Annotated in this window: 18 protein-coding genes and 6 pseudogenes; 15 read left to right on the forward strand and 9 right to left on the reverse strand. The window is 69.2% G+C overall.

What is annotated here, in order from left to right:
• Positions 1-19 precede the first annotated feature (19 nt).
• A pseudogene (locus ACTMVF_RS34005) lies at positions 20-557 on the forward strand (XdhC family protein); the annotation flags it as partial.
• A 172-nt stretch (positions 558-729) separates the two neighbouring features.
• A pseudogene (locus tag ACTMVF_RS34010) lies at positions 730-1,555 on the forward strand (HARBI1 family protein).
• A gap of 62 nt (positions 1,556-1,617) precedes the next feature.
• Here ACTMVF_RS34010 and ACTMVF_RS34015 read toward each other — a convergent pair.
• Positions 1,618-2,046, reverse strand: a complete 429-nt coding sequence (locus ACTMVF_RS34015; protein WP_441274906.1) for a hypothetical protein — start codon at positions 2,044-2,046, stop codon at positions 1,618-1,620.
• 284 nt (positions 2,047-2,330) lie between these two features.
• On the opposite strand from ACTMVF_RS34015, the gene ACTMVF_RS34020 reads away from it, so the two are divergent.
• On the forward strand, positions 2,331-2,501 hold the full coding sequence (locus ACTMVF_RS34020) for a hypothetical protein (protein ID WP_441274907.1): 171 nt from the start codon (positions 2,331-2,333) through the stop codon (positions 2,499-2,501).
• Between the two features lie 213 nt (positions 2,502-2,714).
• Here the strand turns inward: ACTMVF_RS34020 and ACTMVF_RS34025 are convergent.
• The 5 genes and pseudogenes from ACTMVF_RS34025 to ACTMVF_RS34045 all read right to left on the reverse strand — a co-directional run bounded on the left by ACTMVF_RS34025 (position 2,715) and on the right by ACTMVF_RS34045 (position 8,971).
• Positions 2,715-3,337: pseudogene (locus tag ACTMVF_RS34025) on the reverse strand (MmyB family transcriptional regulator).
• A 44-nt stretch (positions 3,338-3,381) separates the two neighbouring features.
• Positions 3,382-4,620, reverse strand: a complete 1,239-nt coding sequence (locus tag ACTMVF_RS34030) for a glycoside hydrolase family 5 protein (protein ID WP_441274908.1) — start codon at positions 4,618-4,620, stop codon at positions 3,382-3,384.
• A 252-nt stretch (positions 4,621-4,872) separates the two neighbouring features.
• Entirely contained in the window at positions 4,873-5,757 is an 885-nt protein-coding gene (locus ACTMVF_RS34035; RefSeq protein WP_441274909.1) for an alpha/beta hydrolase family protein, read from the reverse strand.
• A 526-nt stretch (positions 5,758-6,283) separates the two neighbouring features.
• On the reverse strand, positions 6,284-7,285 hold the full coding sequence (locus ACTMVF_RS34040) for a PaaX family transcriptional regulator (RefSeq protein WP_441274910.1): 1,002 nt from the start codon (positions 7,283-7,285) through the stop codon (positions 6,284-6,286).
• A gap of 384 nt (positions 7,286-7,669) precedes the next feature.
• Positions 7,670-8,971 carry an extracellular catalytic domain type 1 short-chain-length polyhydroxyalkanoate depolymerase gene (locus tag ACTMVF_RS34045; RefSeq protein ID WP_441274911.1) on the reverse strand — a complete coding sequence of 434 codons (1,302 nt, stop codon included), beginning with the start codon at positions 8,969-8,971 and terminating at the stop codon, positions 7,670-7,672.
• A 348-nt stretch (positions 8,972-9,319) separates the two neighbouring features.
• On the opposite strand from ACTMVF_RS34045, the pseudogene ACTMVF_RS34050 reads away from it, so the two are divergent.
• Positions 9,320-9,475, forward strand: a pseudogene (locus ACTMVF_RS34050) (metal-sensing transcriptional repressor); the annotation flags it as partial.
• A 120-nt stretch (positions 9,476-9,595) separates the two neighbouring features.
• Here ACTMVF_RS34050 and ACTMVF_RS34055 read toward each other — a convergent pair.
• Positions 9,596-11,896 (reverse strand): heavy metal translocating P-type ATPase, encoded by a 2,301-nt coding sequence (locus ACTMVF_RS34055; RefSeq protein ID WP_441274912.1) that lies wholly within the window; start codon positions 11,894-11,896, stop codon positions 9,596-9,598.
• A gap of 87 nt (positions 11,897-11,983) precedes the next feature.
• Positions 11,984-12,256, reverse strand: coding sequence for a heavy-metal-associated domain-containing protein (locus tag ACTMVF_RS34060; RefSeq protein WP_441274913.1), 273 nt, complete (start codon positions 12,254-12,256; stop codon positions 11,984-11,986).
• A gap of 177 nt (positions 12,257-12,433) precedes the next feature.
• On the opposite strand from ACTMVF_RS34060, the pseudogene ACTMVF_RS34065 reads away from it, so the two are divergent.
• The 5 genes and pseudogenes from ACTMVF_RS34065 to ACTMVF_RS34085 all read left to right on the forward strand — a co-directional run.
• Positions 12,434-13,020: pseudogene (locus ACTMVF_RS34065) on the forward strand (hypothetical protein); the annotation flags it as partial.
• Between the two features lie 303 nt (positions 13,021-13,323).
• A complete protein-coding gene (locus tag ACTMVF_RS34070; protein WP_441274914.1) occupies positions 13,324-13,782 on the forward strand; it encodes a hypothetical protein in 459 nt (152 codons plus the stop codon).
• A gap of 748 nt (positions 13,783-14,530) precedes the next feature.
• Positions 14,531-15,655 carry a PLP-dependent cysteine synthase family protein gene (locus ACTMVF_RS34075; RefSeq protein WP_441274915.1) on the forward strand — a complete coding sequence of 375 codons (1,125 nt, stop codon included), beginning with the start codon at positions 14,531-14,533 and terminating at the stop codon, positions 15,653-15,655.
• Complete coding sequence (locus ACTMVF_RS34080; RefSeq protein ID WP_441274916.1) at positions 15,655-16,953, forward strand: MFS transporter; 1,299 nt, start codon at positions 15,655-15,657, stop codon at positions 16,951-16,953. Before ACTMVF_RS34075 ends, ACTMVF_RS34080 begins: the two co-directional genes overlap by 1 nt.
• A gap of 81 nt (positions 16,954-17,034) precedes the next feature.
• Positions 17,035-18,255 (forward strand): DUF1015 family protein, encoded by a 1,221-nt coding sequence (locus tag ACTMVF_RS34085; RefSeq protein WP_441274917.1) that lies wholly within the window; start codon positions 17,035-17,037, stop codon positions 18,253-18,255.
• Between the two features lie 33 nt (positions 18,256-18,288).
• Here the strand turns inward: ACTMVF_RS34085 and ACTMVF_RS34090 are convergent, their stop codons facing one another.
• Positions 18,289-18,936, reverse strand: a complete 648-nt coding sequence (locus tag ACTMVF_RS34090) for a TetR/AcrR family transcriptional regulator (protein WP_441274918.1) — start codon at positions 18,934-18,936, stop codon at positions 18,289-18,291.
• A 242-nt stretch (positions 18,937-19,178) separates the two neighbouring features.
• Between ACTMVF_RS34090 and ACTMVF_RS34095 the strand changes: the two are divergent.
• The 6 genes and pseudogenes from ACTMVF_RS34095 to ACTMVF_RS34120 form a co-directional block, all read left to right on the forward strand.
• Positions 19,179-19,709, forward strand: a pseudogene (locus ACTMVF_RS34095) (MFS transporter); the annotation flags it as partial.
• Between the two features lie 181 nt (positions 19,710-19,890).
• Positions 19,891-20,628, forward strand: coding sequence for an MFS transporter (locus ACTMVF_RS34100; RefSeq protein ID WP_441275041.1), 738 nt, complete (start codon positions 19,891-19,893; stop codon positions 20,626-20,628).
• On the forward strand, positions 20,625-22,061 hold the full coding sequence (locus ACTMVF_RS34105) for an MFS transporter (RefSeq protein ID WP_441275042.1): 1,437 nt from the start codon (positions 20,625-20,627) through the stop codon (positions 22,059-22,061). Before ACTMVF_RS34100 ends, ACTMVF_RS34105 begins: the two co-directional genes overlap by 4 nt.
• A 436-nt stretch (positions 22,062-22,497) precedes the next feature.
• Positions 22,498-22,848: an NADH-quinone oxidoreductase subunit A gene (locus tag ACTMVF_RS34110; RefSeq protein ID WP_441274919.1), complete on the forward strand. Its 351-nt coding sequence runs from the start codon at positions 22,498-22,500 to the stop codon at positions 22,846-22,848.
• A 23-nt stretch (positions 22,849-22,871) separates the two neighbouring features.
• Positions 22,872-24,266, forward strand: a complete 1,395-nt coding sequence (locus ACTMVF_RS34115; protein WP_441274920.1) for a hypothetical protein — start codon at positions 22,872-22,874, stop codon at positions 24,264-24,266.
• Complete coding sequence (locus ACTMVF_RS34120) at positions 24,259-25,203, forward strand: NADH-quinone oxidoreductase subunit H (RefSeq protein ID WP_441274921.1); 945 nt, start codon at positions 24,259-24,261, stop codon at positions 25,201-25,203. The genes ACTMVF_RS34115 and ACTMVF_RS34120 overlap by 8 nt, the downstream gene beginning before the upstream one ends.
• Position 25,204 lies beyond the last annotated feature (1 nt).

The raw sequence follows: 25,204 nt of genomic DNA on the forward strand, positions 1-25,204 counted from the left end.
GTGGCCACCCAGGTCCGCGCCCCGCATGCTGCTCTTCGGCGCCGTCGACTTCGCCGCCGCCCTCAGCCAGGCCGGACGCTACCTCGGCTACCACGTCACCGTCTGCGACGCCCGCCCCGCCTTCGCCACCGAAGCCGGCGTGCCGCACGCCGACGAGGTCGTGGTCGACTGGCCCCACCGCTACCTGGAACACACCGAGGCGGATGCCCGCACCGCCGTCTGCGTCCTCACCCACGACGCCAAGTTCGACATCCCCCTGCTCCGCCTGGCCCTCGGCCTCCCCATCGGCTACCGGTGCGATGGGCTCCCGCCGAACCCACGAACACCGCCAGGAACGTCTGCGTGAGGCCGACGTGCCTGAAGAACACCTCGCATTCCTGCACTCGCCGCTCGACCTCGGCGCCCACAACCCCGAAGAGACAGCGATCTCTATTTCCGCCGGGATCATCGCCCACCTCAACGGAGGCGCCGGCCTGCCCTTGTCTCGCGTCCCCGGCCCGATCCACGGCTCCGTCCCGGTGGCCCCGATGTCACCGGCTGCGGCGGGGGCCGCATGACGGCCCGCGCCGAGCCGCCGCCCGCTCACTGAGTCTTTCCCCAGTAGGCGCCCGCTGCTCGCTGTGATCGCGATGCTTGCGCTGCGGCCTGGGCGGTGCCCAAGTCCGGGGAGACGTAAGGCCCCTGATAGGAACGATCTTGCGGCAGAAAGATCCGATCGAGGGGCTTCACGTGCCGACCAGCGTCACATACACCGCCGTGCTCGATGTGAAGCGGTCCACCGCCGAGCATCTGGCCGGTCTCCTGCACGACCACCGGATCGTGGCCAGAACCGCAAGGGCAGGCGTGCGCTGGGCTGTTTCAAGCAGGCCGTGCTCGTGCTGCGCTGGTTCCTTGACGGCACCCGGCTGTCCCAACTCGCCCGGGACAACGGCCTGTCGGTTTCCACCGCCTACGGCTACCTCCACGAAGGGCTGACCGTCCTGGCCGCCGGCGCACCGACCTGTCCACCGCGCTGGAGCGCGCGAAGGCGGCCGGACTGACCCATCTGAACCTCGACGGCACCGTCGTCCGCACCGACCGCGTCGCCGCCCCCGGCCCCAACGGCGCAGACCTGTGGTGGTCCGGAAAGCACCGGCATCTCGGTGGGAACGTGCAGGTCATCTCCACTCCGGACGGCTGGCCGATCTGGGTCTCCCCAGTACGCCCGGGCAGAGAGCACGACACCACCTGCGCTCGCCACCACGGCCTGCTCGACGCCCTCAACCGGATTGCGGCCGAGCTGGACATGTCGACCCTCGTCGACCTCGGCTACGAGAACGTCGGCGACGGCTTCCGCGACCCCGTCAAAAAGCCCGCCGGAGGCAAGCTGACCGAAGCCCAGCAGACCTACAACAAGGTCATCCGCGGCATCCACGGAGTCTGCGAGCGCGCCAACTCCCTGCTCAAGACCACCTTCAAGGCCCTGCGCAGGGTCAGCCTCGACCCCAGCCGCATCACGAAGATCGCCGCCGCAGCTCTCGTTCTGCTCCAACTCGAGTACGACCAAACCATCTGAAGGATCACACAACGTCACCATCCACTACTGGGAAAGGCTTCAGTCCCGTGTAGACCCGGTGTTCAGACCTCCGTGTAGGCGTACTCAGTGCAGGTGAAATTGTCGTACCAGGTTGCGCCGTAGTCCCCAGCGCATGCCCGCCACTTCAGGTTGTATCCCTCGGTGAAGTTCTTGTTCTGGTAACGCCCTTCGCCATTCCCCTGGGTCATCCAGATCTTACCGCCCCGTACGAGGACGCCACTGTCGTTTCTCAATTCCCACATGATAAAAGCAGATTGCCCATCCGCCTCCAAGTCATTCACCTCGAACCAGTCACCGTTCTTGGCGAACAATCCAGATACGAATATGTTGCCCCTAACTTGCCAAGGCCCAGGCGAGGTCGTGGTAGTCGCGGTAGCGACATCATGCTCCCAGTCAATGGCGGAAGCCTGAGAGGTCAAGAGGGTGAACGCTGCCGCTGCGGCAGCGGTGACCGTGGCTATGCGCTTCATCTGCACGTACCTTCATATGGATTAGATTCGCAATGAGGCGGTCACGCTAGCATCAAACTTTGACAAAAGTCAGCCCAACAGTCAGGGGCATTACATGATCGTGATCTGTCCGGGTTGATCATGTGAGGCCGAGGGCTGACAGCGGGCGGTGGTAGTCGCGGCTGGTGTGGCGGAGGGGCGGCGGCGATGTTGGTCTCGCCGTTCTGGCGGAAGAGGCTGACGGCGAGGTTGCGCAGGCAGGCCATGGTGCGGACCTTGGAGTCGTCCTCGCGGAAGGTGCGGTCATGCCCCAGTTGCCTCTGATCCAGGCGGCGAGCTGGACATGTCGACCCTCGTCGACCTCGGCTACGAGACACGTCGGCGACGGCTTCCACCACCCCGTCAAAAAGCCCGCCGGAGGCAAGCTGACCGAAGCCCAGCAGACCTGCAAACTCGAGTACGACCAAACCATCTGATGGATGACACAACGTCACCATCCGCTACTGGGAAAGGCTCACTGACGAGCCACGAGAAATCGAAAGGCGCTGAGGACGCCGACGAGGAGCGGGGCGGCGCGGAGCGTCGTCACCCTGGCCGTGCCACGTCTCAGTCCTGCGGCTCCATCTCCCAACTGCCCAGCATCCGCAAGACTTCCTCCAACCGGGAACCCGGTTCTGCGTGGTAGGTGTTCAGTCGCATGCGGGGCCCCGGGCAGACGTCATGGGCTCGTGCACGAGGTCGAACTCTCCCACCAGCGGGTGCCGCATGCGCACGACCTCCCCGACGGTGCCGCAGCTCACCTCATGCCGTGCCCACAACCGCCGGAACTCCTCGCTCTTCTGCGACAACTCGCGAATCAGCGAGGAGAGTTGCACATCGTCGGGACTCTTGCCGGCATTCATCCGCAGAACGCCGGCGACTTTCGCAGCCATGCGGGCCGGTTCGGCGAACGATCGCGCGCTTCGGGCGAGAGGAAGATCTGCCGGGCCACGTTCCGCTCCCCGGGCGGCAGTTGGGCACAGTGCCCGAAGAAAAGGGTGGCGAGCCGGTTCCATCCGAGGATGTCCAGGCGCCGACTGACGACGAAGGCGGGCACGCCGAGTGTGTCGAGGAGGTGCTGGACGGTGGGCCGAAGTCGCTGCGGCGGGGGCGCCACCCGCGGTGTGCGGTTCCGGTCGGGCTGGGCCAGCCGGATCAGTTTGTCAAACGTGCTCCCAGATGCGGAGCCGCGTAGCTGCTCCGGCTGGCCGGCGCGCAGTTGACGAGATTGCACACCGTGTGGCGTCGCCACCCGGCTCAACTGCGCGCCCACGAGGTATGTAGAGGTATGTACCCCTCGCCGAGACTCGGGTCCTGCTATGTGCCGGACGGAAGGCCGGAGCCGGCAACACTGCCGCTGACGCCGGTCATGATGGCGTTGATGATGCCCTGCTGGGTGACCGTGAGGGAGCGGCGATTGAACAGTCCGAATCCGTACCGATCGGTTGCACCGTTGTCCCAGTAGATGCTGGCCGCCCCGTATTTCTTGGCGGTGGCCGCGACGGCCCGTGCGAAGTCCGCGCGATACCTGTTGTTCGACGAATCGAACGATGATTTGTCGATGGCACCGTATTCGCCCAACACCACCGGATACCCCTTCGTGACGAACACGTCGCGCATCGTCTTGAGCTGCGCGTCCAGATAGTCCTCCTGTCCCCAGGTCGACGTCTTCGACGGGTTGGTCGCTGCTCGGCCCCATTGCGTGATGGTGCCGCTTTCCTCTCCGGCGAAGTCCCACGGGCTGTAGTGATGAACGGAGATCATGATCCGCCGCTCATTTGCGGGAATAGAGGGGGAGCGGTACTGGTCGGACGGAATCGCGAAGCCGTAATTCCCCGCGGTGTAATCGATGTTCGTGTTCCAGCCGGCCACGAGCAGCCACCTCGAACTGTTGTTTCCGCCCGTTTTCCGCACGGTGTCCACGAAGATCTGGTTGTAGCTGTTGATGTTTGAGTAGCACGGTTGGGTCGGGCGGCCGTACTGCCCGTCGAACTCTTCGTTCATGGACTCCAGGATCAGGCGCTGGTCGTAGTTCTTGAACCTGTTCGCGATCTGCTGCCAAGCTTTCTCGTACTTGGCCTTGATCGTCGACTGGGAGGGGGAATCGCAGATCAGCCAGGAGCCGTTGACGCTCTTGTACCCGTCGCCGTGCATGTTGATCAGTACATGCAGGCCCCTGTTGTAGGCGTAGTTGACGACTTCTTGGACTCTGTTCAGCCAGGAGGCGTTGATCGTGTAATTCGGGCCGGACCCTATGTATCCCAGGTAGGAGACCGGGATCCGGATCGTCTTGAACCCTGCCGCCCTCACTTTGTCGATGAGGGCCTGCGTTACCGTCGGCTGGCCCCACGCTGTTTCGCTGGGGTATCCGTTGGTGGTGGCTTCGAGTTGGTTCCCCAGATTCCATCCCGCGCCCATGTCGGCCACGATCTGCGAAGCGCTTGACTGTGCCACGGTATCGGCCGATGCCTGATGCGCCGCGCCGTACACAGATGCGGCAACTGCCAACAGGACGGCAAGGAAAATTCCTCTGATCTTCCCTGCTAGTGAAACCATGAGCTTTCCTCTCTTGCGTCCTTGAGGGTGTCTGGCCCCCAAGTGGATCTATCTGTACGAGTGGGAGCGGCCGGAAATGCCTGCTGTTCGGGCGGCGGTGGTGTCCACGCCGGCCTGGAAACGAACACGGTCGATTGCACGGCGGCTGACCTCGCGGGGTCCGTGGACGGCCCACGCACCCTGCACGGCCCGGATGCGCGGCGATCACGGCAGACGCGCGCACCCGGGCCCCGGGCCGTGCGTGGTTGCTCCTCAGCTCAGGGCGGATTCCCAGGTGGTCGTGCTGGAGGTGGCGTCGGCGCGAAGGCGGTCGCGGGCCGCGGTGTCGCCGTACAGACTCCACCGCATCCAGTCCACGGACGTGTTGACGGTCCGGGAGTCGCCGAAGTAGTTGCTGTGGCCGGCGCCGCGGAAGGTGAGGAACGCCTTGGCGGCGGGCAGTTCCCGGTACGCCTGGCGGGCGGAGGAGATCGGGCACGTTCCGTCCCGGTCTCCGTGCGTGAACAGGACCTTGGCGCGGACCGACGGGCTCGGGTTGCCCATGTCCACACAGGACATGGGGATCGCGGCGGTGATCCGTGCGTCCGGCCAGGCCGTGAGCAGGCCGTGGGTGGTCATGCCGCCCATCGAGTGGCCGGAGACGCCGACTCCGACCGCTGTGTTGATGTGGCCGGCCAGCGGGTCGCCGGCCGTGTTGAGGGCGAGGGTCCGGGTGATGACCTCGGAGACGTCCTTGGACTGGTTGCCGTTGTAGACGTCTTGGCCACTGAGGTTGGCGAAGTGGGGGGCGGGAACGATGAACCCCGCCTCGGCCAGGGGGCGGATGATCGCCAGGGACTTCTGCGGGCTGCTGCTGAGGCCGTGCGTGAACTCGCAGACCGGGAAAACGCCCTGGGCGACGGGGGCGTTGGTGACCGGGGAGCCACCGGGGGCGCCGGTGGCGGGATAGTAGACGTACGTCGTCCACCGGCGGCTGCCGCGACTCCACGCGTACTGGCGCACGCCGACCGCGAACCGCTGGGTCGGAGCTCCCGCCCGCGCGGTGGCACCTGCTTGGCCCGTGCCGAGCAGGGACATGCCTACGCCCGCGGCTCCGGCCGCGCTCAGGGTCAGGAAACTACGCCGTTGCATGGTCATGAAGACTCCTGCTGTGGGGGGTTGCGGAGCGCTGCTCGGTCAAGTGCCGGGAAGAGGCGTCGGTGATGCCGCGGCGGTGAGACTGACCTAGGTGGTGGGGGGAGTGGTCGTGGGGGTGGTCAGGTCGGCGAATCGCGCACGGTGGAGGACGTTCCGGTCCTGCCCGTGGTGGTCATCGGCGTGGTGTGGCCTTGCCGGCAGAGGCGCGGCGAGCCGCTGAACACCGGCCGAACCGTGACTCATTGAGGGAGCGGCCCTTCGCGCCCACCTGCCCGCCTATCTGATGGGCGGGGGTGTTGATTCTGCGGAAGCGGCGCAGGGGTGGCTCTCCTTCCACTCGTCGTGTCCCGCGCCTGGGAGCGTTCCCATACGTCTTGCAACAGGTACGTTCCCGATCGGTTGCCGATCTGTCAATCATTGGCGCCCAACTCGGTTGTCTTCGACGCGCATTCGACAGATCGCGGGTGCAGGAGGCACGGTGCGACGTCTTCGCAGCCCGCCCGATCACACTCGCGGCGGCCCGCCGTCAGCCGTGGCCGATACCCGCACTCATGCCGGCGATCGTATGGGCCCTGATGTCGGGGTGCGGTCCCTCCGCGAATCGGGTCACTACGGAGCGGACATGGTCCTGGGCCGGCTGGAGCAGTCCGTCGTACACCGCGACGCAGACTTCCCGCGCCCGCGACCGGGGCCAGTCGGGCGGCAGCAGCCCGATGGGGAGCAGCGGGTCCAGGATGGGGAAGTGACGGTACGCGTGCATGATTTCGGTCCGTGCGCGCACCGCGTCGGCACCGGAGACGTCGTCGGCGCTGATGTGCGGAAGCAAGCCGCTCCAGCGGCTGATGAAAGCCCGGTAGTGCTCGGCGATGCCGGGCAGGTCCCACGCCTCGACCGGGTTGCGGTCGACCTCCGTGTCCAGTTCCTCCTGCCGCGCGCGGAACACGGTCACCGCTCCTCGCGCCAGGTCGGCCACCTCGATCCGCCCCTTGGGGGTGAGGGGGTGCGGCGACACCCAGAGCGCGTCGTACAGCGGCGCGAATCCGCGCCACCGCAGCGCGGTGCGCAGTGCGCGCCGCCGCGTGCTCTCCTGTTCCGGGACGGAGAAGGCGATCAGTGTCCACCGACCGTCCCATGAGTCGGGTTGGGTGGTGAAGGTGGCGATCGAGCTGGCGCCGCTCCACAAATCGACGGCGGCCTGCGACGCCAGCCGGTAGGAGCTGTACCTCCCTTGCCGGCTGCCCTCCAGCACCCCACGGCGCATCAGCCTGCTGATCGTCGTACGGGCGGCGCCCGCGGTCACTTGGAACTCGCCGAGCAGTGCCACGATCGCCGCCGACGGCAACCACGCACGGACGGGGAACGTGTAGTCGGCGATCAATGTCACCGTGAGTCCCTGCGGCGATACGTTGCTTTGCCAGCCGGGCGATCGCACGGGGCCGACGGCACTGTCACCCTCGTCGGAGAAGATCTCCTCGAGGTTGGACAGGTTCGGCAAGGTCGGCTCCGGCGCGGTGGACAGGGTCGGCATCACTGTAACGGTTGTGGAATCGCCGGGTGTTGCTCCGCCGCGATTGCTCCACCAGGCGGGATCTCGGTGCGCAGGTGAAGGCGCCCTGGCAGTGCCCAGGTGTGGAACACCGGTGTACTTGGAGGGTGACGGCAGCGAACAGTCACCCTTGGCACCGTGCTTGCGGGGGACGCGGCGCGTTGGGCGATGTGGTCGTTCGTCCCGTAGAAACCCGCAGGTCAGGCGCACATGTGGCGGGGCAACATAGTTCAGTGTGCGGCTAGGTGCTCGTCTGCCCGCGGGGCTCGGGCAGGGGGCGAGGTCAGTATCGGGGCTGTGAGCCGTGGAGGGCTTCTCGAAACCGAGTGTGGTTTCGAGAAGCCCTCTCAGTCCTGGGCGGTGGTGTCAGCCGAGGCGCCACTGCTGGTTGCTGCCGCCGTTGCAGTCCCACAGTCCGACCAGTGCGCCGTTGGCGGTGGAGGCACCGGTCACATCCAGGCACAGGCCCGACTGGACGCCGGTGATGGTGCCGTTGGAGTTGAGGTTCCATTGCTGGTTGGTGCCGCCGTTACAGTCCCATATCGCGACTTCGGTGCCGGCCGTGGTGCCGGTCGCGTCGAGGCACTTCACACCGCCGTAGACGGTGAGCTGCTTGGTCGACGTACTGGTCCAGGTCTGGTTCGTCTGGCCGTTGCAGTCCCAGATCTGCGTCTGGGTGCCGTTGGTCTGCGAAAAGCCGGGCACGTCTAGGCACTTGCCCGAACCGATGGCGTGGATCGGACCTGTAGTGGTCCCGCCGGTCCCGCCGGAGCCGTCGAGTCCGAAGAAGGCGATGGCCCGGGCTGCCATGCCGCTGGCGGGCAGGGCGTGTCCGACGCCCTGGATGCCGATCGCCTCGACCGGTGCCTGCGCGCCGGTGGAGCCGTAGCGGGTGCGGGTCCAGCCGGACTGCGGGGAGTCGGTGAAGGCCGGGGTCTGGCTCACCCCGAGCACATTGGTCCACTGTTTGATCTCTTCACCGAAGTTCGCGTAGTACAGCGCTTCGTCCTCGGTACCGTGCCACAGCTGCATCCGCGGCCGGGGGCCGGTGTATCCCGGGTAGGCGTTCCGGACGAGGTCGCCCCACTCCTGCGGGGTCTTGGTGATCTGGCCGGTGGCGCAGGCGCTGTTCCAGCCGGAGCCGTCGGTGGTGGCGAAGCAGCCGAACGGCACGCCCATGAACGCCGCACCGGCCTTGAACAGGTCGGGGTAGTCGCCGAGCAGGACATTGGTCGTCATCGCGCCGGACGAGGCGCCGGTGACGTAGACCCGGCCGGGGTCGGCGCTCATGTTCTGCAGGGTGTACCGGACCATCGAGGCGATGCTCGTGGGGTCACTGCCCCCGTCGTGCTTGAGCGCCTGGGGCGAGGAGACGTCGAAGCACTGCCCGCTGACGTTCGCGTCCGGGTAGACGACGATGAACCCGTACTGGTCGGCCAGGCGGGCGAACTCCGTGTTGGAGTAAAAGGCGGGCCCCGTGCCGGTGCAGTAGTGCACTGCCACCAACACCGCCGGGCGTGCCGGAGCGTTGTCAGGCTTGTAGACGTACATCCGCAGGTTTCCGGGGTTGCTGCCGAAGTTGGTCACCTCGGTCAGTGACGCGGCCGACGCGGTGGTGGCCGAGGCGCCGGTCAGTCCGAGCGCCGCGAGCAGCGGCGCAATCCCCATCAGCAGGGTTACCAGTAGATCTCTGACGCTTCTCTTCTTGGACTTCCGGGACACGACGCTGTCCTTTCTGGAATCCGGCGCGCCGGGGCGATGCTCCGAGTCGGCCTGCCGAACCGGAGTGGCCGGCACGGTGGTTGCTGTGGTCAAGGACGTACGAAAATCCTCAAGAGGAGGAAGCGACACCAGGAGGTGAAGCGCTTCGACGCTCCCATCGCCCTGAATGTGGTGTCAATGCCTAGCGGGAAGCAAGGCTGCGTTGCCTTCATCCCTCTTGTTTTGCCAGGGAGTTCTCATTAACTTGAGTCGTCAAGTGAAGCGCTTCGACAACTTACGCGGGTCACCGTCGACCGCTACTGCATCGACGTCCTCACCCAGATCAGCGCCGCCACGCGGGCTCTGCAGCAACTCGCCGTGGGCCTGCTCGACGACCATGTACGCCGGTGCGTCACCGACACCGCCCGCACCGACACCGCCCATGCCGAGGAGAAGTTCGCCGAACTCACCGACGCCCTGAGCCGCACCCTGCAGGCAAAACAGAGATCCGGGCCCGGGCGGTTCAACCGCCCGGGCCCGGAAGCTCGGTATCAGGCCCGTACGAGCCGTGCGATGGCCTTCGTCGGCGCTTCAGCGGGCGGCGGGCTGGAAGCCGCGCAGGCGCAGGCTGTTGCCGACGACGAAGACGGAGGAGAAGGCCATGGCCGCTCCGGCGATCATCGGGTTGAGCAGTCCGGCCGCGGCGAGCGGCAGGGCGGCGACGTTGTAGGCGAAGGCCCAGAAGAGGTTGGACCTGATGGTGCCCAGCGTCTTGCGGGCCAGGCGGATGGCGTCCGCCGCGACCCTCAAATCGCCCCGTACGAGCGTCAGGTCGCCCGCCTCGATCGCGGCGTCCGTACCCGTGCCCATCGCCAGTCCCAGGTCGGCCTGGGCCAGTGCGGCGGCGTCGTTGACGCCGTCGCCGACCATGGCGACCGAACGGCCCTCGCTCTGCAGGCGCTTGACCACGTCGACCTTGTCCTGCGGCAGGACCTCGGCGATCACGTGCTCGGGTGCGATGCCCACCTCGGCGGCGACTGCCTCGGCGACCGCCTTGTTGTCACCGGTCAGCAGCATGGGCGTCAGGCCGAGGGCGCGCAGCCGCCGGATGGCCTCCGGGCTGGTCTCCTTGATCGCGTCGGCGACCTCGAGGACGGCGCGGGCCTCGCCGTCCCAGGCGACCGCGATGGCGGTACGTCCTGCCGCCTCGGCTTCGGCCTTGGCGCGCCGCAGCTCCTCCGGCAGGGAGATGACCCGCCCCCACTCTCGGCTTCGCTCGAGCGGGGGGACCCCCATGTCCAGCAGTTTTCCCCGGCCGACGAGGACCGCGTGGCCCTCCACGATGCCCTGGACGCCGAGACCGGCGATGTTCGCGAAGTCCTCCGGGGCCGGCAGCGTGCCGATCCGGGCGGTGGCGCCGGAGGCGACGGCCTGGGCGATGGGGTGCTCGGAGGCGTGCTCCAGGGCGCCCGCGAGGCGCAGGACCTCGTCCTCGTCCGTGTGGTCAGCGGTGTGCACGGCGAGCAGCGTCATCTTGCCGGTGGTCACGGTGCCGGTCTTGTCCAGGACGATGGTGTCGACCTTGCGCGTCGACTCCAGGACCTCGGGTCCCTTGATGAGGATGCCGAGCTGGGCGCCGCGGCCCGTGCCGACCATCAGCGCGGTCGGCGTGGCCAGGCCCAGGGCGCAGGGGCAGGCGATGATCAGGACGGCGACCGCTGCGGTGAAGGCGGCGGTCAGGCCCGCTCCGTTGCCGAGCCAGAAGCCCAGGGTGCCGAGCGCCAGGGCGATCACGACCGGGACGAAGACGGCGGAGATCTTGTCGGCGAGCCGCTGGGCGGCGGCCTTGCCGTTCTGCGCGTCCTCCACCAGCTTGGCCATGCGGGCGAGCTGGGTGTCGGCGCCGACGCGGGTGGCCTCGACCACCAGGCGGCCGCCGGCGTTCAGCGTGGCGCCGGTGACGGCGTCCCCGGTGCTGACCTCGACCGGCACCGATTCGCCGGTGAGCATGGAGGCGTCCACGGCGGAGGCCCCGTCGACGACCACCCCGTCGGTGGCGATCTTCTCGCCGGGGCGTACGAGGAACCGGTCGCCGACCTTCAGGTCACTGACGGGGATGAGTTCCTCGCGGCCGTCGCGCAGCACCGTGACGTCCTTGGCGCCCAGCTCCAGCAGGGCCTTCAGCGCCGCGCCCGCCTTCCGCTTCGACCGCGCCTCGAAGTACCGCCCGGCGAGGATGAAGGCAGTGACACCCGCTGCGGCCTCCAGGTAGATGTTTCCGGCGCCGTCGGTGCGGGCGATGGTCAGCTCGAAGGGGTGTGTCATGCCGGGCGTACCGGCCGTGCCGAAGAACAGCGCCCACAGGGACCACAGGAACGCCGCCGATGTACCGACGGAGATCAGCGTGTCCATGGTGGCTGCGCCGTGCTTGGCGTTGGTCCAGGCGGCCTTGTGGAACGGCCAGGCGGCGTACGTCACCACGGGCGCCGCCAGCGTGAGCGAGAGCCACTGCCAGTACTCGAACTGCAACGCCGGGATCATGGCCATCGCGATCACGGGCACTGCCAGGACCACGGCGGCCGTCAGGCGCTGACGCAGCGGCCGTAGTTCATCGCCCTCCTCTTGCGCGGTGCCGCCGCCTGCTTCCGGCTCGGCGCGTACGGGCTCGGGCTCGCGCGCCGTGTACCCGGTGGCCTCAACCGTGGCTATCAGGTCGGAGACGTTGACGTCCTCGCGGTAGGTGACCTTGGCCTTCTCGGTGGCGTAGTTGACGGTGGCCTCGACCCCGTCCATGCGGTTGAGCTTCTTCTCGATGCGAGCGGCGCACGAGGCGCAGGTCATGCCGCCGATGGCGAGTTCGACCTCGGCGGCACCGGGTGTGGTGGTGGTCATGTCTGCTCCTCGGAACTCACGGGCACGATGTGCGACGGCTGGGACAGGGGGCCGCGAAGAAGGTGCGGCCCCCTCCCGGCGCGTGGGTCAGGCGGCCACGCGGCCGGCGAAGTCGTATCCGGCCTCGTCGACGGTCTTGGCGATCAGGGCGTCGAGCGCCTCATCGGGCTCGGCGGCGGTCGTCACGGTGACCAGGCCGGTGCCGATCTCGACGTCGACCGCGGTGATCTCGTCCAGGCTTCCCACGGCCTCGGTGACGACGCCCTGGCAGTGGGCGCTGCCGACGCCGTCGACCTTGTAAGTGGTCTTGATCTGCGCGGTGGTGTTGCAGCTTCCGTCAGGGGTGCAGCAGTTCGACATGGGATTCTCCACAGCTAGTTAGGCAGATACCGGGTGGGGGTATCGGACAGCGGCTCCATGTATACCCCCCACCCGTATCTGTCGCAAGCGGCGACCGCAATTTGCTTTATACCCCCCAGGGGTATGTTGAAGTGCATCGGCCGCATCTGGAAGCGGCCGGGAGACAAGGAGCCGGCCATGAACACTGGACTGCGGATCACCGTCTTCGCCGCGGCTCTCGCCGCGATCTTCGGCACCGCTTACGGCGTGGGCGGCGCGGTCGACGCGGTCTCACCCGAGCCGAAGAACGGCGCTCACAGCGGGCCCGAGGGACATGCGGGGGCCGGGCATGGAGAGGGGGAGAGCGGCGGTCATGAGGCCGTGGCCCCGGGAGGCCTCCAGATCTCACAGGGCGGCTACACGCTCGACCTGAAAACCCCGCGCCTCGAAGCCGGGAAGCAGACCGACCTGCGCTTCGCCGTCGTACAGGACGGGACCGGCCGCAACATCACCGCGTATCGGCGCGAACACGGCAAGGAACTCCACCTGATCCTTGCCTCGAGCGATCTCACCGTCTACCGCCATCTCCATCCCGCCCGGGCAGCCGACGGCACCTGGTCCACCCCCGTGGAACTTCCCAAGGCAGGCGGCTACCGCGTCTTCGCGGACTTCAAGCCCAGGGCGGCGAGGCGCTCACCCTCGGTGCGGACCTTGCGGCGTCCGGAGCGTACGAGCCCGCTGAACTGCCCGGGCGCAACACGACGGCCAGGGCCGACGGATACGACCCTCGCGGGCCAAGCCCGCCGAAAGAGAGGCCGGGCACGCACACTGAGGCGCGCGGCCCACACCGGGATCCGGTGCGGGCCGCGCCCGAATCGGCGGACAGATCACGTCGATGGAGGCGGTGGGCGGGCGGCGGCCGACAGGCTGCCGTCGCCGTCGTTGTGACGGTGACCGTGCGCGAAGACGCTCCTTCTGAGGGCCGCGTGGCACACTCGCCGCAGCAAACAAGCCATTGATCTGACGAGTTGACCCAGTGTTTCGGGACTGGTGGTCGATCACTGCCGGCGAGCCGCTAGGATCACGGCATGGTTACGGCTTGGTCGCCCTGGCGCATCGTCAGGACCCGCTCCGGTGCGGGTCCGCTGCTGCGCGTGCTGGCCTTGGCCGTGCTCCTGTCCGGCTTCCTCGTGACGCACGGCATCCACGTGGAGAGTGTCCAGGGACACCTCTCCACCAGCGCAACCACCCCCGCCGCCCTGCAGGTCGATGGCGTTCACCACGCAGCCGACGAGCCCGCGCGGCTGTTGGCCGCCGACGCCGACGATCATCATGGCGGCCACGAGACGCCACACCCTGGCGAGCACTGCGCATCCGGACAGCCTCAGCAGGGTTCTGCCCTGGTGTCGCCCTGCTTTGCGGCGTCGGTTCGCGAATCGAGCGGTTCCTACGACGCCTCGACCGTGCGCGGGCCGACCGCCGGTAGGCCCATGGACGGCGTGTCTCCCGTGGCTCTGAGAGCAGCCTCCGTAGTGCAGCAGGTCTAGGAGTACGGACTCCTCCAACTGGCCTGCCGACTGTCACCGGTTCGGCTGGTATCGCGCGACGAGCTTCCTGGCCCGTGCTCATGATGGGTCCTCACGTTCGTCGAAGCCGTCCTGCCCCCACCCATGTCTGCGCCTGACTCCGTCCTTGCCGGAGACGTGGCAGCAGCACGGAGGACCTGTGCCGACACATTCCCGTACGCATGCGCACGCCCCATGGGCCCCATGCGGCGCACCCTCATGGCGCCGACTGGTCTCGGCGATCCGCGGCGCCTTCGTGATGGCGCTCATTCTGTGCGCCGTCCTGCATGGCACGTCTGAGGAGACGCACGCGTCGGTGTCCGTCACGGCCGGATTCTCGGCGACGGCTGGGGGCGAGGACCCTCATGGCCCCCACGCTCCCCACGGGGCCGAGGACTGTGCGGCGGACGTGATCGTGCGTACCGCGGCTCAGTCGAGTGAGGATCTTCCCCTCGGCGCGCTGGCCGTCGTCGTACTCCTTGCCGTGTCCCTGTCGCTGGGACGACCCCTCGTACGGCATGAACGCCGTAGAGGTCGCAGCACGCGCCCTGGCCGCGCGGCGCTCGTCGTCACGTCGCGGTGGCGGATCTAGACCACTCGCCCGCAGCCGACCGACTTCGCGGCTGCCGCGTGCCCATTGGCCTGAGAGGACTCTTGGTCTGCCTCATGGCCATGGCGCGCGAGATGAACCCGCATCCGGTATTCATCGAGCGAGAGTGAACACATAGACATGCAGTCATTGACCAAGGCCGGGGTCGACCCGGGCCGGTCCGCCCTGTCCGGCCTGGTGGGCAACACCCCGCTGCTGCGGGTCTCGGAGCCACTGGCCCCGGCCGGACGTGGCTTCTGGGCGAAGCTCGAAGGGTTCAACCCCGGTGGCATCAAGGACCGTCCGGCGCTGCACATGGTGGAGCGGGCCCGGGCTCGTGGCGACCTGCGGCCCGGCGGACGGATCATCGAGTCCACCAGCGGCACCCTGGGTCTGGGGCTGGCCCTGGCCGGGATGGTGTACGGCCACCCGGTCACCCTGGTCACCGATCCGGGCCTGGAGTTGTCCATGACCCGGCTGCTGACGGCGTACGGCGCTCAGGTCAACGTCGTCTCCGAGCCGCATCCCACGGGCGGCTGGCAGCAGGCCCGACGCGAACGCGTGCAGCGGCTGCTGGAGCAGCACCCGGACTCCTGGTGCCCGGACCAGTACAACAATCCCGACAACGTCGCCGCCTACACGCCGCTGGCCCTCGAACTCGCTTCCGAGTTGGGCCACATCGACGTGCTGGTGTGCAGCGTCGGCACCGGCGGCCACTCCGCCGGCGTCTCCCGGGTCCTGCGCCAGCTCTACCCGGAGCTGACCGTCGTCGGCGTGGACACGACGGGTTCGACGATCTTCGGCCAGCCTGCCCGGCCCCGCCTCATGCGCGGCCTCGGTTCCAGCATCTACCCCCGCAACGTCGCCTACGAGAACTTCTCCGAGGTGCACTGGGTCGCCCCGCAAGAGGCGGTGTGGACTTGCCGCCAACTGGCCGCCTCCCACTACGCCACCGGCGGGTGGAGTGTCGGCGCGGTCGCGATGGTGGCCGGCTGGCTGGCCCGGACCATGTCGGCGGACGCACGGATCGTCGCGATCTTCCCCGACGGTCCGCAGCGTTACCTGGGGACGGTCTACGACGACGACTACTGCGCCGCCCACGGCCTGCTGGACTCCCCACCGGCGCCCGAACCGGAGCTGATCGGCCGCCTGGACGAGAAGGAGGTCACCCGCTGGACCCGGTGCACCACCGTGGTCGATCCCCTCACCCTGCAAGGCGCTGAGGACGCAGCTGTCGAGTCCGGATCCTCGGAGGAGAGCCAGTGATGGGGCTGCTTACCCAGGTCCGGTCGTACGAACGCAGCGTCCAGCTGTTGATGGTGAACCAGTTCACCATCAACCTCGGCTTCTACATGCTGATGCCCTATCTGGCCGCCCACCTGTCCGGCACGCTCGGGCTGGCCGGCTGGATCGTCGGACTCGTCCTCGGCGTACGCAACTTCAGCCAGCAGGGCATGTTCCTGGTAGGCGGCACGCTCGCCGACCGGCTCGGCTACAAGCCGATGATCGTCGCCGGATGTGTGCTGCGCACCCTCGGCTTCGCGACGCTCGGGCTCGTCGACTCACTTCCCGCACTGCTCGCCGCCTCCGCCGCCACCGGGCTGGCCGGGGCGCTGTTCAACCCGGCCGTACGCGCGTACCTCGCGGCCGACGCGGGGGAACGCAGGGTTGAGGCGTTCGCCCTCTTCAACGTGTTCTACCAAGCCGGCATCCTGCTGGGCCCCCTCGTCGGAATGGTCCTGACCGGGGTCGACTTCCGCGTCACCTGTCTGGTGGCGGCCGGGATCTTCGCGCTGCTGAGCGCCGTACAGATCCGCGCGCTGCCCGCCCGGCGGGCCGAGGACGACAAGCGGCAGGAGAGCCACAGTGGTCAGGGCGTACTCGCCCAGTGGCGCGGCATCCTCGCCAATCGGCCGTTCGTACTGTTCTCCGTCGCCATGATCGGCTCGTACGTCCTGTCCTTCCAGGTCTATCTGGCGCTGCCGCTGGAGGTGCGCCGACTAGGCGGCGACGGGGAGTTCGGCACGGCGGCGGTCGCGGTGCTCTTCGCCGTGTCCGGGCTGAGTACGATCCTCGGCCAGACGCGGGTGACGGCATGGTGCAAGGCGCGGTACGAGCCCGGGCAGGCGCTCGTGCGCGGGCTGGCGGCCATGGGCCTGGCCTTCGTGCCCCTGCTGCTGGCCACCGCCATACCCGTACCGGAGTCCCGGATCGGGTTGTGGCTGCTCGCGGCGGTGGCGCCGACGCTCGCCGCGTTGCTGCTGGCTGTCGGCACGATGATCGCCTACCCGTTCGAGATGGACACCATCGTCCGGCTCTGCGGTGGCCGCCTCGTCGCCACCCATTACGGGCTGTACAACACGATCTGCGGCATCGGCATCACCGTCGGGAACCTCGGCACGGGCGCCGCGCTCGACGCCGCCCGCGCGGCCGGGATGCCCGCGCTGCCGTGGATCACGCTGTGCGCGCTGGGCCTGTCGTGCGCGGCCGCTCTGTACGGCCTGCACCGCACCGGCCGACTGGCGGCGCAGCCCGCTGCCGAGCCGCTCGCCGCGACCGCCTGACCCACCGGCCCTCCGGCCCAGGGGCGGGGCACCGCACGGTGCCCCGCCCCTGCTGGGCTTGCCTATTTCCAGGAGCTTTCGATGCCCGCCCCTGTCGTTCCCCATCCCAAGCCGACCCCGTTGCAACTCCGGCCCTTCCGGGCAGTGCGCTACGACGCGGACCGTGTCGGCGACCCGTCCGAACTCCTCGCCCGGCCCTACGACGACCCGGACCCAGCCCGGGTCCGCGCGCGCCGACGCCACCCGCACCACGTGACCCGCCTGCTGTACGCGGACGTGCCGCAGGGCGCCGCCCGCGAACTGGGGCGCTGGCTGCGACGCGGCGTACTTCGTCGGGACGAGCAGCCCGCCCTGTACGTCTACCAGCAACAGCGTGGCGCCCGGATCCTCCAACGTGGCCTGATCGGCGACCTGTTGCTGCCACGCCAGGCGGGGCAACTGCTGCCGCACGAAGACGTGTCGGCCCACGTCGTCCGGCAGCGCGCCGCCCATATGTCAGGGCTGCGCGCCCAACTGGAACCACTGCTGCTGGCCCACCGAGGCACGGAATCGACGACTGCGCAGCTCGTGGACCACGTCACCCGCCGTACGCCGGTCGCCGTCGCCCGGATCGGACGGATCACCCACACCTTGTGGGCCTGCGATGACCCGGCGGAACTCGCACCCCTCGCCCGTGGCCTGTCCGTCAGGCAGGCACTCATCGCCGACGGCCACCACCGCCACGCCGCCTGTCTCCAGCTGAGCGGAGGCGCGGCAGGCCCGTGGGCCAGCAGCCTCGCCCTGCTGGTCGATACCGCGACGTATCCTCTGCGGCTCTCCGCGATCCACCGAGTGTTGCCAGCACTGGAACCGGACAAAGCCGCACGCAACGCGGCGGAAGTGGCCCGAGTCCTCCGGCTCCCCGGAGGGCCGCGTCCGCCCGAACCCGGCGAACTCATACTGACCGGCGGGGGAGAGGCCTGGAGCATCACCGAACCCGACCCCCGGGCCCTGCGAGAAGCACTGGCGGATCATCCCAGCCAGTGGGCGCAACTCCCCGCCGGCGTCAGCGACCACCTGCTGCTCCGCCACGCCTGGTCCGTACCCGACCTGCCCGGTGCCGTGACGTATCTCCATGACATACGTCAGACCACGGCTGCCGTGTCCGCTCCGGGCAGCGGCAGCGCGCTCCTGCTGCCCCCGATCAGCCAGGACACGGTGTGGGGACTGGCCGGTGCCGGAGTGCTGTTGCCCCGGAAGTCCACCTCGTTCGGTCCCAAGCCGACAGCCGGTCTGGTGATGCGCGTGCTGGGCCTGTCGTAGCGCCGGTCCGGTGCTCTCGACGCGGATGTGCCGCTATGTGCCCTGTGGGCCGTAGTGGTTCAGGAACATGTCGACGCCGCTGGTGATGAGACGGTCGGTCAGGTCCTCGTCGATGTGTGTGCCGTAGGAGCTGAAGACCATGTGGGGGAAGACCAGCAGCCCGTAGAACTGGATGATCGCCACCTGTAGGTCGGGGATCGCCAGTCGACCTTGCTCGGCGAGGGTGCGCAGAGCGCCGGCGACCGCCGGGTGGTGGCTTTCCGTGCCGCGGTGTCGCCAGGCCTCGCCCAGTTCGGGGAAGCGGTGGAGTTCGGCGGCGACGAGGTTGCGCAGGGCGGTGACCTCGTGGTTGGTGCGGACGGCGTGGACCCAGGTGCGGGCCGCTTCGACGAGGGCGGCCCGCAGGTCCTCGGCTTCGGTCAGGCCTTCCAGGGCGGCCGCCGACTCGCCGGCGAGCGGCTCGTCCAGTGCGCTCGTGATGACCGCCGTGAACAGGGCTTCCTTGCTGCCGAAGTGGTTGTAGACGGTCACCTTCGACACCCCCGCCTCGGCGGCGATCGTGTCCATTCCGACGCCGAAGCCCTCGCGCAGGAACAGCTCGCGGGCGGCCCGCACGATGGCCTGCCGCTTGAGCTCCGCGCGGGGTCCGCTGGGGGGCTGCTTGACGCTGTCCACGCTCATGACCTCGACCCTAGCACTCATCTGAACTGTACGGTTGAGTTCATGTGAACTGAACGGTACGGTTCAGGTCGGAGCGTCGGTCGAGCAAGGCCGTGCGCGAGAAAGGGGACCTCGTGCCTTCTGTGACTCATCAGGTGACCGCTTCGCCGCAGACTGGCGACCCGCCGGTCCGGAGATGGCTCACTCTCGCCGTCGTGAGCGTGAGCCTGCTGGTCGTCGGGCTCGACACCACCGTGCTGAACGTGGCACTGCCGACCCTCGTCGGTGAACTCGGCGCCTCCACCAGCGAGTTGCAGTGGATCGTCGACAGCTATGCGCTGATGTCCGGCAGCCTGGTCCTGTTCTGCGGCAGCCTCGCGGACCGGCTCGGCCGCAAGTGGATCTTCATGTCAGGGCTGGCGCTGTTCACGGCGGCGTCCGTAGCCGCCGCGTACGCCGGATCCGTCACCGCCTTGGTGCTCGCGCGCGGAGCCATGGGCGTCGGCGAGGCGCTCATCATGCCGGCCACGCTCGCCGTCATCGGGAACGTCTTCCCGCGCGGCGCCGAACGCACCAAGGCGATCGGCGTCTGGTCGGCGGCCGTCGGCGTCGGGACGGTGATCGGGCCGATGGTCGGCGGCCGGCTGCTGAGCCACTACTGGTGGGGATCGGTGTTCCTGATCAACCTCCCGATAGGCATCGCGGCCCTGATCGCCGCCGCACTGCTGGTGCCCAACTCCCGAGCTCCCGAGAGCGGGCGGCTGGACCCGGCCGGGGCGCTGCTGTCCGTCGCGGCCGTGGCGAGCATGCTGTGGGCGGTCATCGAAGGGCCCGACCGCGGATGGACGAGTTCCGCCGTGCTGGCCGCCTTCGCGGCGGGTGCGTTGCTGCTGGTCGCCTTCCTGGTCTGGCAGCGCCGGGCCGCCTCCCCGATGCTGCCGCTGCGGATCTTCCGGCACCGCGCGCTGGCGGCCGGTGACCTGCTGGTCCCTGCTGGGCGCGTTCGCGCTGATCGGCACGCTGTTCGTGGCGGTGCAGCACTTCCAGTTCGTGCTCGGATACAGCGCCGGTCAGACCGGCGTGCGGCTCGGCCCCGCCGCGCTCGCACTGCTGGTCGCCGGGCCACTGGCGGGCGTGCTCGCGCCACGCCTCGGCATGCGCACGGTGGATGCCCTCGGCCTCGCTCTGTTGTCCGCGTCCGCCGTGGTGCTCGCCACCACCGAGGCGGCGGACGGCTACGACCGGGCCCTGGTGGCGATGCTGCTGCTCGGGGTCGGCGCCGGGTTCGTCATCACCGCCACCAGCGACGCCATCGTCGGCTCGCTGCCCGAAGCCGACCTCGGCGTGGGCTCGGCCACCAACAGCGCCGCCATCCAACTGGGTGCGGCAACCGGAGTCGCCGTCATGGGCAGCCTGCTGTCCGACCGCTACCGCAGCGGACTCGACGCCATCTCCGCTCCTCCTGTTCCCGACGGACTCCTCGACTCCGCGAAGGAGTCCCTGGGCACCGCACTCGCTCTCGCCGAGCGACTGCCCGGCGAGGCCGGAACCGCGTTCGCCGAAGCCGCCCGCCGCGCGTTCGTCGACGGCATGGGACCGGCGATGTTCGCCGGGGCCGGCGTCACCGCGGCGGGCGTGCTCCTCGCCCTCCTCCTCGCACCGTCCCGTGGCGCGGACACGACCGCACCGACGCACCAGAAGGATTCGCCATGACCCACTCCGCAGCCGATGCCCCGCACACGGCCGAACACGCCCCTCACCCGCCCGCCGACCCGCGCCGCTGGACAGCCCTCGCACTGATCTGCCTCGCCCAGTTCATGCTGATCCTCGACGTCACCGTCGTGAACGTCGCCCTGCCCGACATGGCGGCCGACCTCGACCTCGGCCGACAGACGCTGACCTGGGTGGTCACCGCCTACACCCTCTGCTTCGGCGGACTGATGCTGCTCGGCGGCCGGCTCGCCGACGCCCTCGGCGCCCGCCGCACCCTGCTCGCCGGACTCGCGCTCTTCACCGCCGCGTCACTGCTCACCGGCCTGGCCGAGAGCGCGCCCATGCTGCTCGGCGGCCGGATCGGCCAGGGCGTCGGCGCGGCCCTGCTGTCCCCGGCCGCGCTGTCCCTCGTCACCACCGCCTTCCACGGCGCCGAACGCACCAAGGCGCTCGGCGTCTGGGCGGCCATCGGCGGCACCGGCTCCGCAGCGGGCGTGCTCCTTGGAGGCGCTCTGACCGACGGACCTGGCTGGCAGTGGGTGTTCTACGTCAACGTGCCGGTCGGCCTGCTTCTGCTGATCGCCCTGCCCACCCTCGTCCCGGCCCGCGCGCCGCAGCCCGCACGGCTCGACGTCCCCGGCGCGCTGCTCGTCACGACGGGCACCGCAGCCCTGATCTACGGCCTGGTCAACGCGGGCGACGCCGGCTGGGCGGACGCCTCGACCCTGCTGCCGCTGTTCGGTGCGGCGGCGGCGTACGCGGCCTTCGCGGCCGTGGAACGAGCAGCCCGGGCCCCGCTGATGGACCTGCGGATGTTCACCCGGCGGCCGGTGCTCGCAGGTGCCTTCCTGATGCTGATCGCCACGGCCCTGCTGATCGCGTACTTCTTCCTCGGGTCCGTCTATCTCCAGCACCTTGGCGGCTTCAGCCCGCTGCGGACCGGGCTGGTGTTCCTGCCCGTCGCCGTGGCCACCGGTTTCGGCGCCCACCTCGGGTCGCGGCTCGTCGGCCGGATCGGCAGCCGCCCGACCGCCGTCGCAGGCATGGCCGTCGCTGCCGCCGGAACCATCCCGCTGACCCGAATCTCGGAGACCGGCAGCGTGTACGCCGGGCTCCTGCCGGGGTTCGTGATCGCCTCCTTCGGCCTCGGCGCGGTCTTCGTCACCGCCACGACGACCGCCCTGGCCATGGTGGAGCACCGGGAGGCGGGGCTCGCCTCCGGAGTCGTCAACACCTTCCACGAGGTGGGTGGCTCGATCGGCGTCGCCGTCGTCTCCACCGTCGCGGCCTCCGGCTTCGAGCGAGGCTCGGTAGCCGGCTTCGCCGACGCGTTCACCCTGTGTGCGACAGCGGCCGCTGCCGGCGCCGTCATCGCCCTGGGCCTCGTACCGCGAGGCAAACCGCAGCCGACCGGCGGACCGCACGTGCACTGACAGGGCTGGTCGTCGGCCAAGAGCAACCAGCCCGGTTCTTCCTCCGTGCGTCGGGAGCCGTCAGAGTCCACCCGCCTGACAACTGCCGACGCCTACCTCCGACTCAGTGGGCTTGTCCGTCCTCCGCGTGGCCGGCTGCTCCTTCGGCTGCGCCACTTCCCGTGCTCCTGGTGCAGCCCGGTCGGGCCGCCCCGGGGAGGCCGTTGAGTTCGGAGCTGGCGGCCTGAACGCAGTGAGCGCACGTCATGCCCTGGACGTCGTACACCTTTTGGACCATGTGCTGCTCCTTCCCAAGAGAGAGGAGTGAGGGTACCCCCTGGGGGTACGCGTCGGCCGGGGTGGCACTGTCCTGGTGGCTTGGGCCCTGCCTCCAGGACCTGGAGCAGCCGGTCGCGCACCATGAGCGGCATGACGCCGAGAACGGAGGTCGGGCGGGATGGACGCATGGCAGCCGATGCTGGTCCTTCTCGGTGTGGTCGGCGCCGGTCTGGCTGCTCTGTATGGGCTGGGCCTCTGGCTGGCAGCAGCGCGGACGCCCCTCGAAACCGGTCCCTTCGCCGGCGGTCTCAAGCCGGGCGAGCACGCCGTGTCCCGGTTCCATGTGCGCTGGTACCCGGTCACCATGATTTTCCTGGCCTTCGACATGGAGATGCTCTTCATGTACCCGTGGGCGAAAGTCGTCTCGGAGGTGGGCACTCCGGCGGTTGTGGAGATGTTCCTCTTCCTCGGCATCCTTTTCGCGGCCGTGGCCTACGCCTGGCGTGAGGGGGCCCTGCGGTGGACCTGAGAGGCGCTCTTCGGCGTACGGCGATGACTCGCCCGGCGGTGCTGGCGATCACGCTGCCCGGAGCGACGGCACTCCGGCTGGAGGCCGAGGCGGAGGTACGTCGGCGGGGGTGGTCCGTCGTAGGTGCTCCGGCCGCCGCGGATCTGCTGGTCGTCTGCGGCGCCCCGGCGCTGGATGACGCGGAGTGGCTGGACGGCATCGAGCGGTCGATGCCGGAGCCCGCCCTGCGCATCGTGACGGGGGAGAGCGGGCAGGTCGCCGGCGCGCTCGACATGGCTCGCGCGGACCTGATCGACAGGGCGGTGACTCGGCACGGGGTCGACGTGGCGTACGAGCCTGGCGCCCATGAGCACGGCGGTCACGAGGAGCACGGCGACAGGCACGGCCACGCCGCCCACCACGACAGCTCGCCGCCCGAGACATCCGACGACCGAAATGATCAAGGTCCTGACCGCCACCGCATGGACCACGGCCACGGTGACCATGCCGCACACTCCGACCATGAGGGGCATGGTCACCACCAACTCGCTGACCATGTGGCGCACATGGACCATATGGATCACGAAGGCCATAGCGGCCATATGGATCACATGGGTCACGACATGCACGCCATGGGTGAGGTGGCAGGTCTTCCGATGGCCGAGAGGGGCGACGACCGGGATGAGCTGAGGCTCGACCAGCTGCACGTGCCGATCGGTCCCGCGCTGAGCGACTGGCCGGCGGGGCTCGTTCTACGTCTCACCCTGCAAGGAGACGTCGTACAGGACGTCGAGGTGGACCACCTCCCCGTACCGCACGGCCATCGACTGCCCTTCTGGGACGAGCCGTGGCTGCGGGCCGCGCGGGGCGAGGAGGTCAGCAAGGGAAGTGCGGCGCGGCGGCGCTGTGCCGCGCATCTGGACAGTGCGGGACGGCTTCTTGCCGTCGTCGGCTGGGACGACGTCGCAGCGCGGTGCCGTCGGCTGCGGGACGAGGTGCTGTCGGGGGCGTCGCGTGAGGGGATCGGTGTCGATCTGCGCCGTACGGTTCGCAGAGTCGGGCGGTCCCGGCCGCTGCGCTGGTCGATCGCCGGACTGGGGGAGTTGTCGGCGGACAGGGCGCAGGCGGCCGGAGTGACCGGACCCGCGCTGGCTGCGGACGGAGACGCGTACGACCGGCTGCTGATGTGGCTGAGCGAGATCGAGCGCGGCCTCGAAGAGCTCGACGACGGACGGCCGTTGGCGCCGGACGACCGGATGCCGTCCGGCCCGCGTGGCCGGCTGGGCGGACCGCAGCCGCCGTCGCGGGCGCTGCTCGACGTCCTCCCCGAACTGCTGACCGGCGCCGAGCTCGCCTGCGCACGGATCATCGTGGCCAGCCTGGACCCCGACCTCGACGAACTCGCCCTTGCGTCCATGTCCGGAGCGGCCCATGCCTGATGCAGCGCCCCTATGGGCGACCGTCGTCCTGCCTGTCGCCTTGGGGGTGGCAGCCGTGGTCGCGGCCGGGTTCGATGCCGTGCTGTCCGGGGCGGCCGAGCGCGGTCCCGCCGGGAGCGTCCGGGAGGCCGGGCTGCGGGCGCTGGCCCCCTTACGCGAGGCCCTGCGGCTGCTCGTCCAGCAGCCTCGCCGCACGAGGGCCGCGGACCGGTTGCTCGGAAGGCTGGGCGTAGTGCTGGTCCCGGTGGCCGCGGTGCTCGCGGGGGCCGTACTGCCGTGGGGCTTCCGCGCAGTGAGCGATCCATCCGTCGGCATCGTGTGGTTCAACGCGATGGAGGCGCTGGCCTGGGCGGCGGTGTGGCTGGCGGGCTGGGGACCGAACTCGGCGCTGTCGCTGATCGGTGGGTACCGATTCCTGGCCCAGGGCCTGGCCTACGAACTTCCGCACATGTTCGCGATCACCACGGCGGCTCTCGGGGCTGAGTCCCTGCGGGTGGGCGACGTGGTCGCGGCGCAGGACGGCTTGTGGTTCGTGGTGTGGATGCCGGCCGCGTTCGTCGTCTACCTGCTGAGTGCGCTCGCGATGGCCTTCTGGGGCCCGTTCGAGTACCCGGTGTCGCGGGACGTGGCCGGTGGTGCGGCGGCAGAGCTGGCGGGCGTGGACCGGCTGGTGTTCCTGGGCGGGCGGTGGCTGCTGCTGGTGGTGACCGCCGGGTTCAGCGTGCCGCTGTTCCTCGGCGGGGGACACGGCCCGTTGCTGCCGGGCTGGGCGTGGACGCTGATCAAGACCGCCGCCGTCCTGGCGCTGCTGGTCGCCGGGCGCCGGGCACTGCCCGTGCTGCGGATGGAGCGGTACATGGAGGTGGCCTGGATGGTGCTGGTACCGCTGACGCTGCTGCAGGCACTGTTCGTGGCCGTCGTCGTCCTGAACCGATGAG

This window comes from Streptomyces sp. SD31, from assembly GCF_052068475.1.
Taxonomy (GTDB): Bacteria; Actinomycetota; Actinomycetes; order Streptomycetales; family Streptomycetaceae; genus Streptomyces.

Excerpts from the sequence above, each read along its gene's own strand:
- ACTMVF_RS34015 (WP_441274906.1), bottom strand. The coding sequence starts at position 2,046 with ATGAAGCGCATAGCCACGGTCACCGCTGCCGCAGCGGCAGCGTTCACC.
- ACTMVF_RS34020 (WP_441274907.1), top strand. The coding sequence starts at position 2,331 with ATGCCCCAGTTGCCTCTGATCCAGGCGGCGAGCTGGACATGTCGACCC.
- ACTMVF_RS34030 (WP_441274908.1), bottom strand. The coding sequence starts at position 4,620 with ATGGTTTCACTAGCAGGGAAGATCAGAGGAATTTTCCTTGCCGTCCTG.
- ACTMVF_RS34035 (WP_441274909.1), bottom strand. The coding sequence starts at position 5,757 with ATGACCATGCAACGGCGTAGTTTCCTGACCCTGAGCGCGGCCGGAGCC.
- ACTMVF_RS34040 (WP_441274910.1), bottom strand. The coding sequence starts at position 7,285 with ATGCCGACCCTGTCCACCGCGCCGGAGCCGACCTTGCCGAACCTGTCC.
- ACTMVF_RS34045 (WP_441274911.1), bottom strand. The coding sequence starts at position 8,971 with ATGGGGATTGCGCCGCTGCTCGCGGCGCTCGGACTGACCGGCGCCTCG.
- ACTMVF_RS34055 (WP_441274912.1), bottom strand. The coding sequence starts at position 11,896 with ATGACCACCACCACACCCGGTGCCGCCGAGGTCGAACTCGCCATCGGC.
- ACTMVF_RS34060 (WP_441274913.1), bottom strand. The coding sequence starts at position 12,256 with ATGTCGAACTGCTGCACCCCTGACGGAAGCTGCAACACCACCGCGCAG.
- ACTMVF_RS34070 (WP_441274914.1), top strand. The coding sequence starts at position 13,324 with ATGGTTACGGCTTGGTCGCCCTGGCGCATCGTCAGGACCCGCTCCGGT.
- ACTMVF_RS34075 (WP_441274915.1), top strand. The coding sequence starts at position 14,531 with ATGCAGTCATTGACCAAGGCCGGGGTCGACCCGGGCCGGTCCGCCCTG.
- ACTMVF_RS34080 (WP_441274916.1), top strand. The coding sequence starts at position 15,655 with ATGGGGCTGCTTACCCAGGTCCGGTCGTACGAACGCAGCGTCCAGCTG.
- ACTMVF_RS34085 (WP_441274917.1), top strand. The coding sequence starts at position 17,035 with ATGCCCGCCCCTGTCGTTCCCCATCCCAAGCCGACCCCGTTGCAACTC.
- ACTMVF_RS34090 (WP_441274918.1), bottom strand. The coding sequence starts at position 18,936 with ATGAGCGTGGACAGCGTCAAGCAGCCCCCCAGCGGACCCCGCGCGGAG.
- ACTMVF_RS34105 (WP_441275042.1), top strand. The coding sequence starts at position 20,625 with ATGACCCACTCCGCAGCCGATGCCCCGCACACGGCCGAACACGCCCCT.
- ACTMVF_RS34110 (WP_441274919.1), top strand. The coding sequence starts at position 22,498 with ATGGACGCATGGCAGCCGATGCTGGTCCTTCTCGGTGTGGTCGGCGCC.
- ACTMVF_RS34115 (WP_441274920.1), top strand. The coding sequence starts at position 22,872 with ATGACTCGCCCGGCGGTGCTGGCGATCACGCTGCCCGGAGCGACGGCA.
- ACTMVF_RS34120 (WP_441274921.1), top strand. The coding sequence starts at position 24,259 with ATGCCTGATGCAGCGCCCCTATGGGCGACCGTCGTCCTGCCTGTCGCC.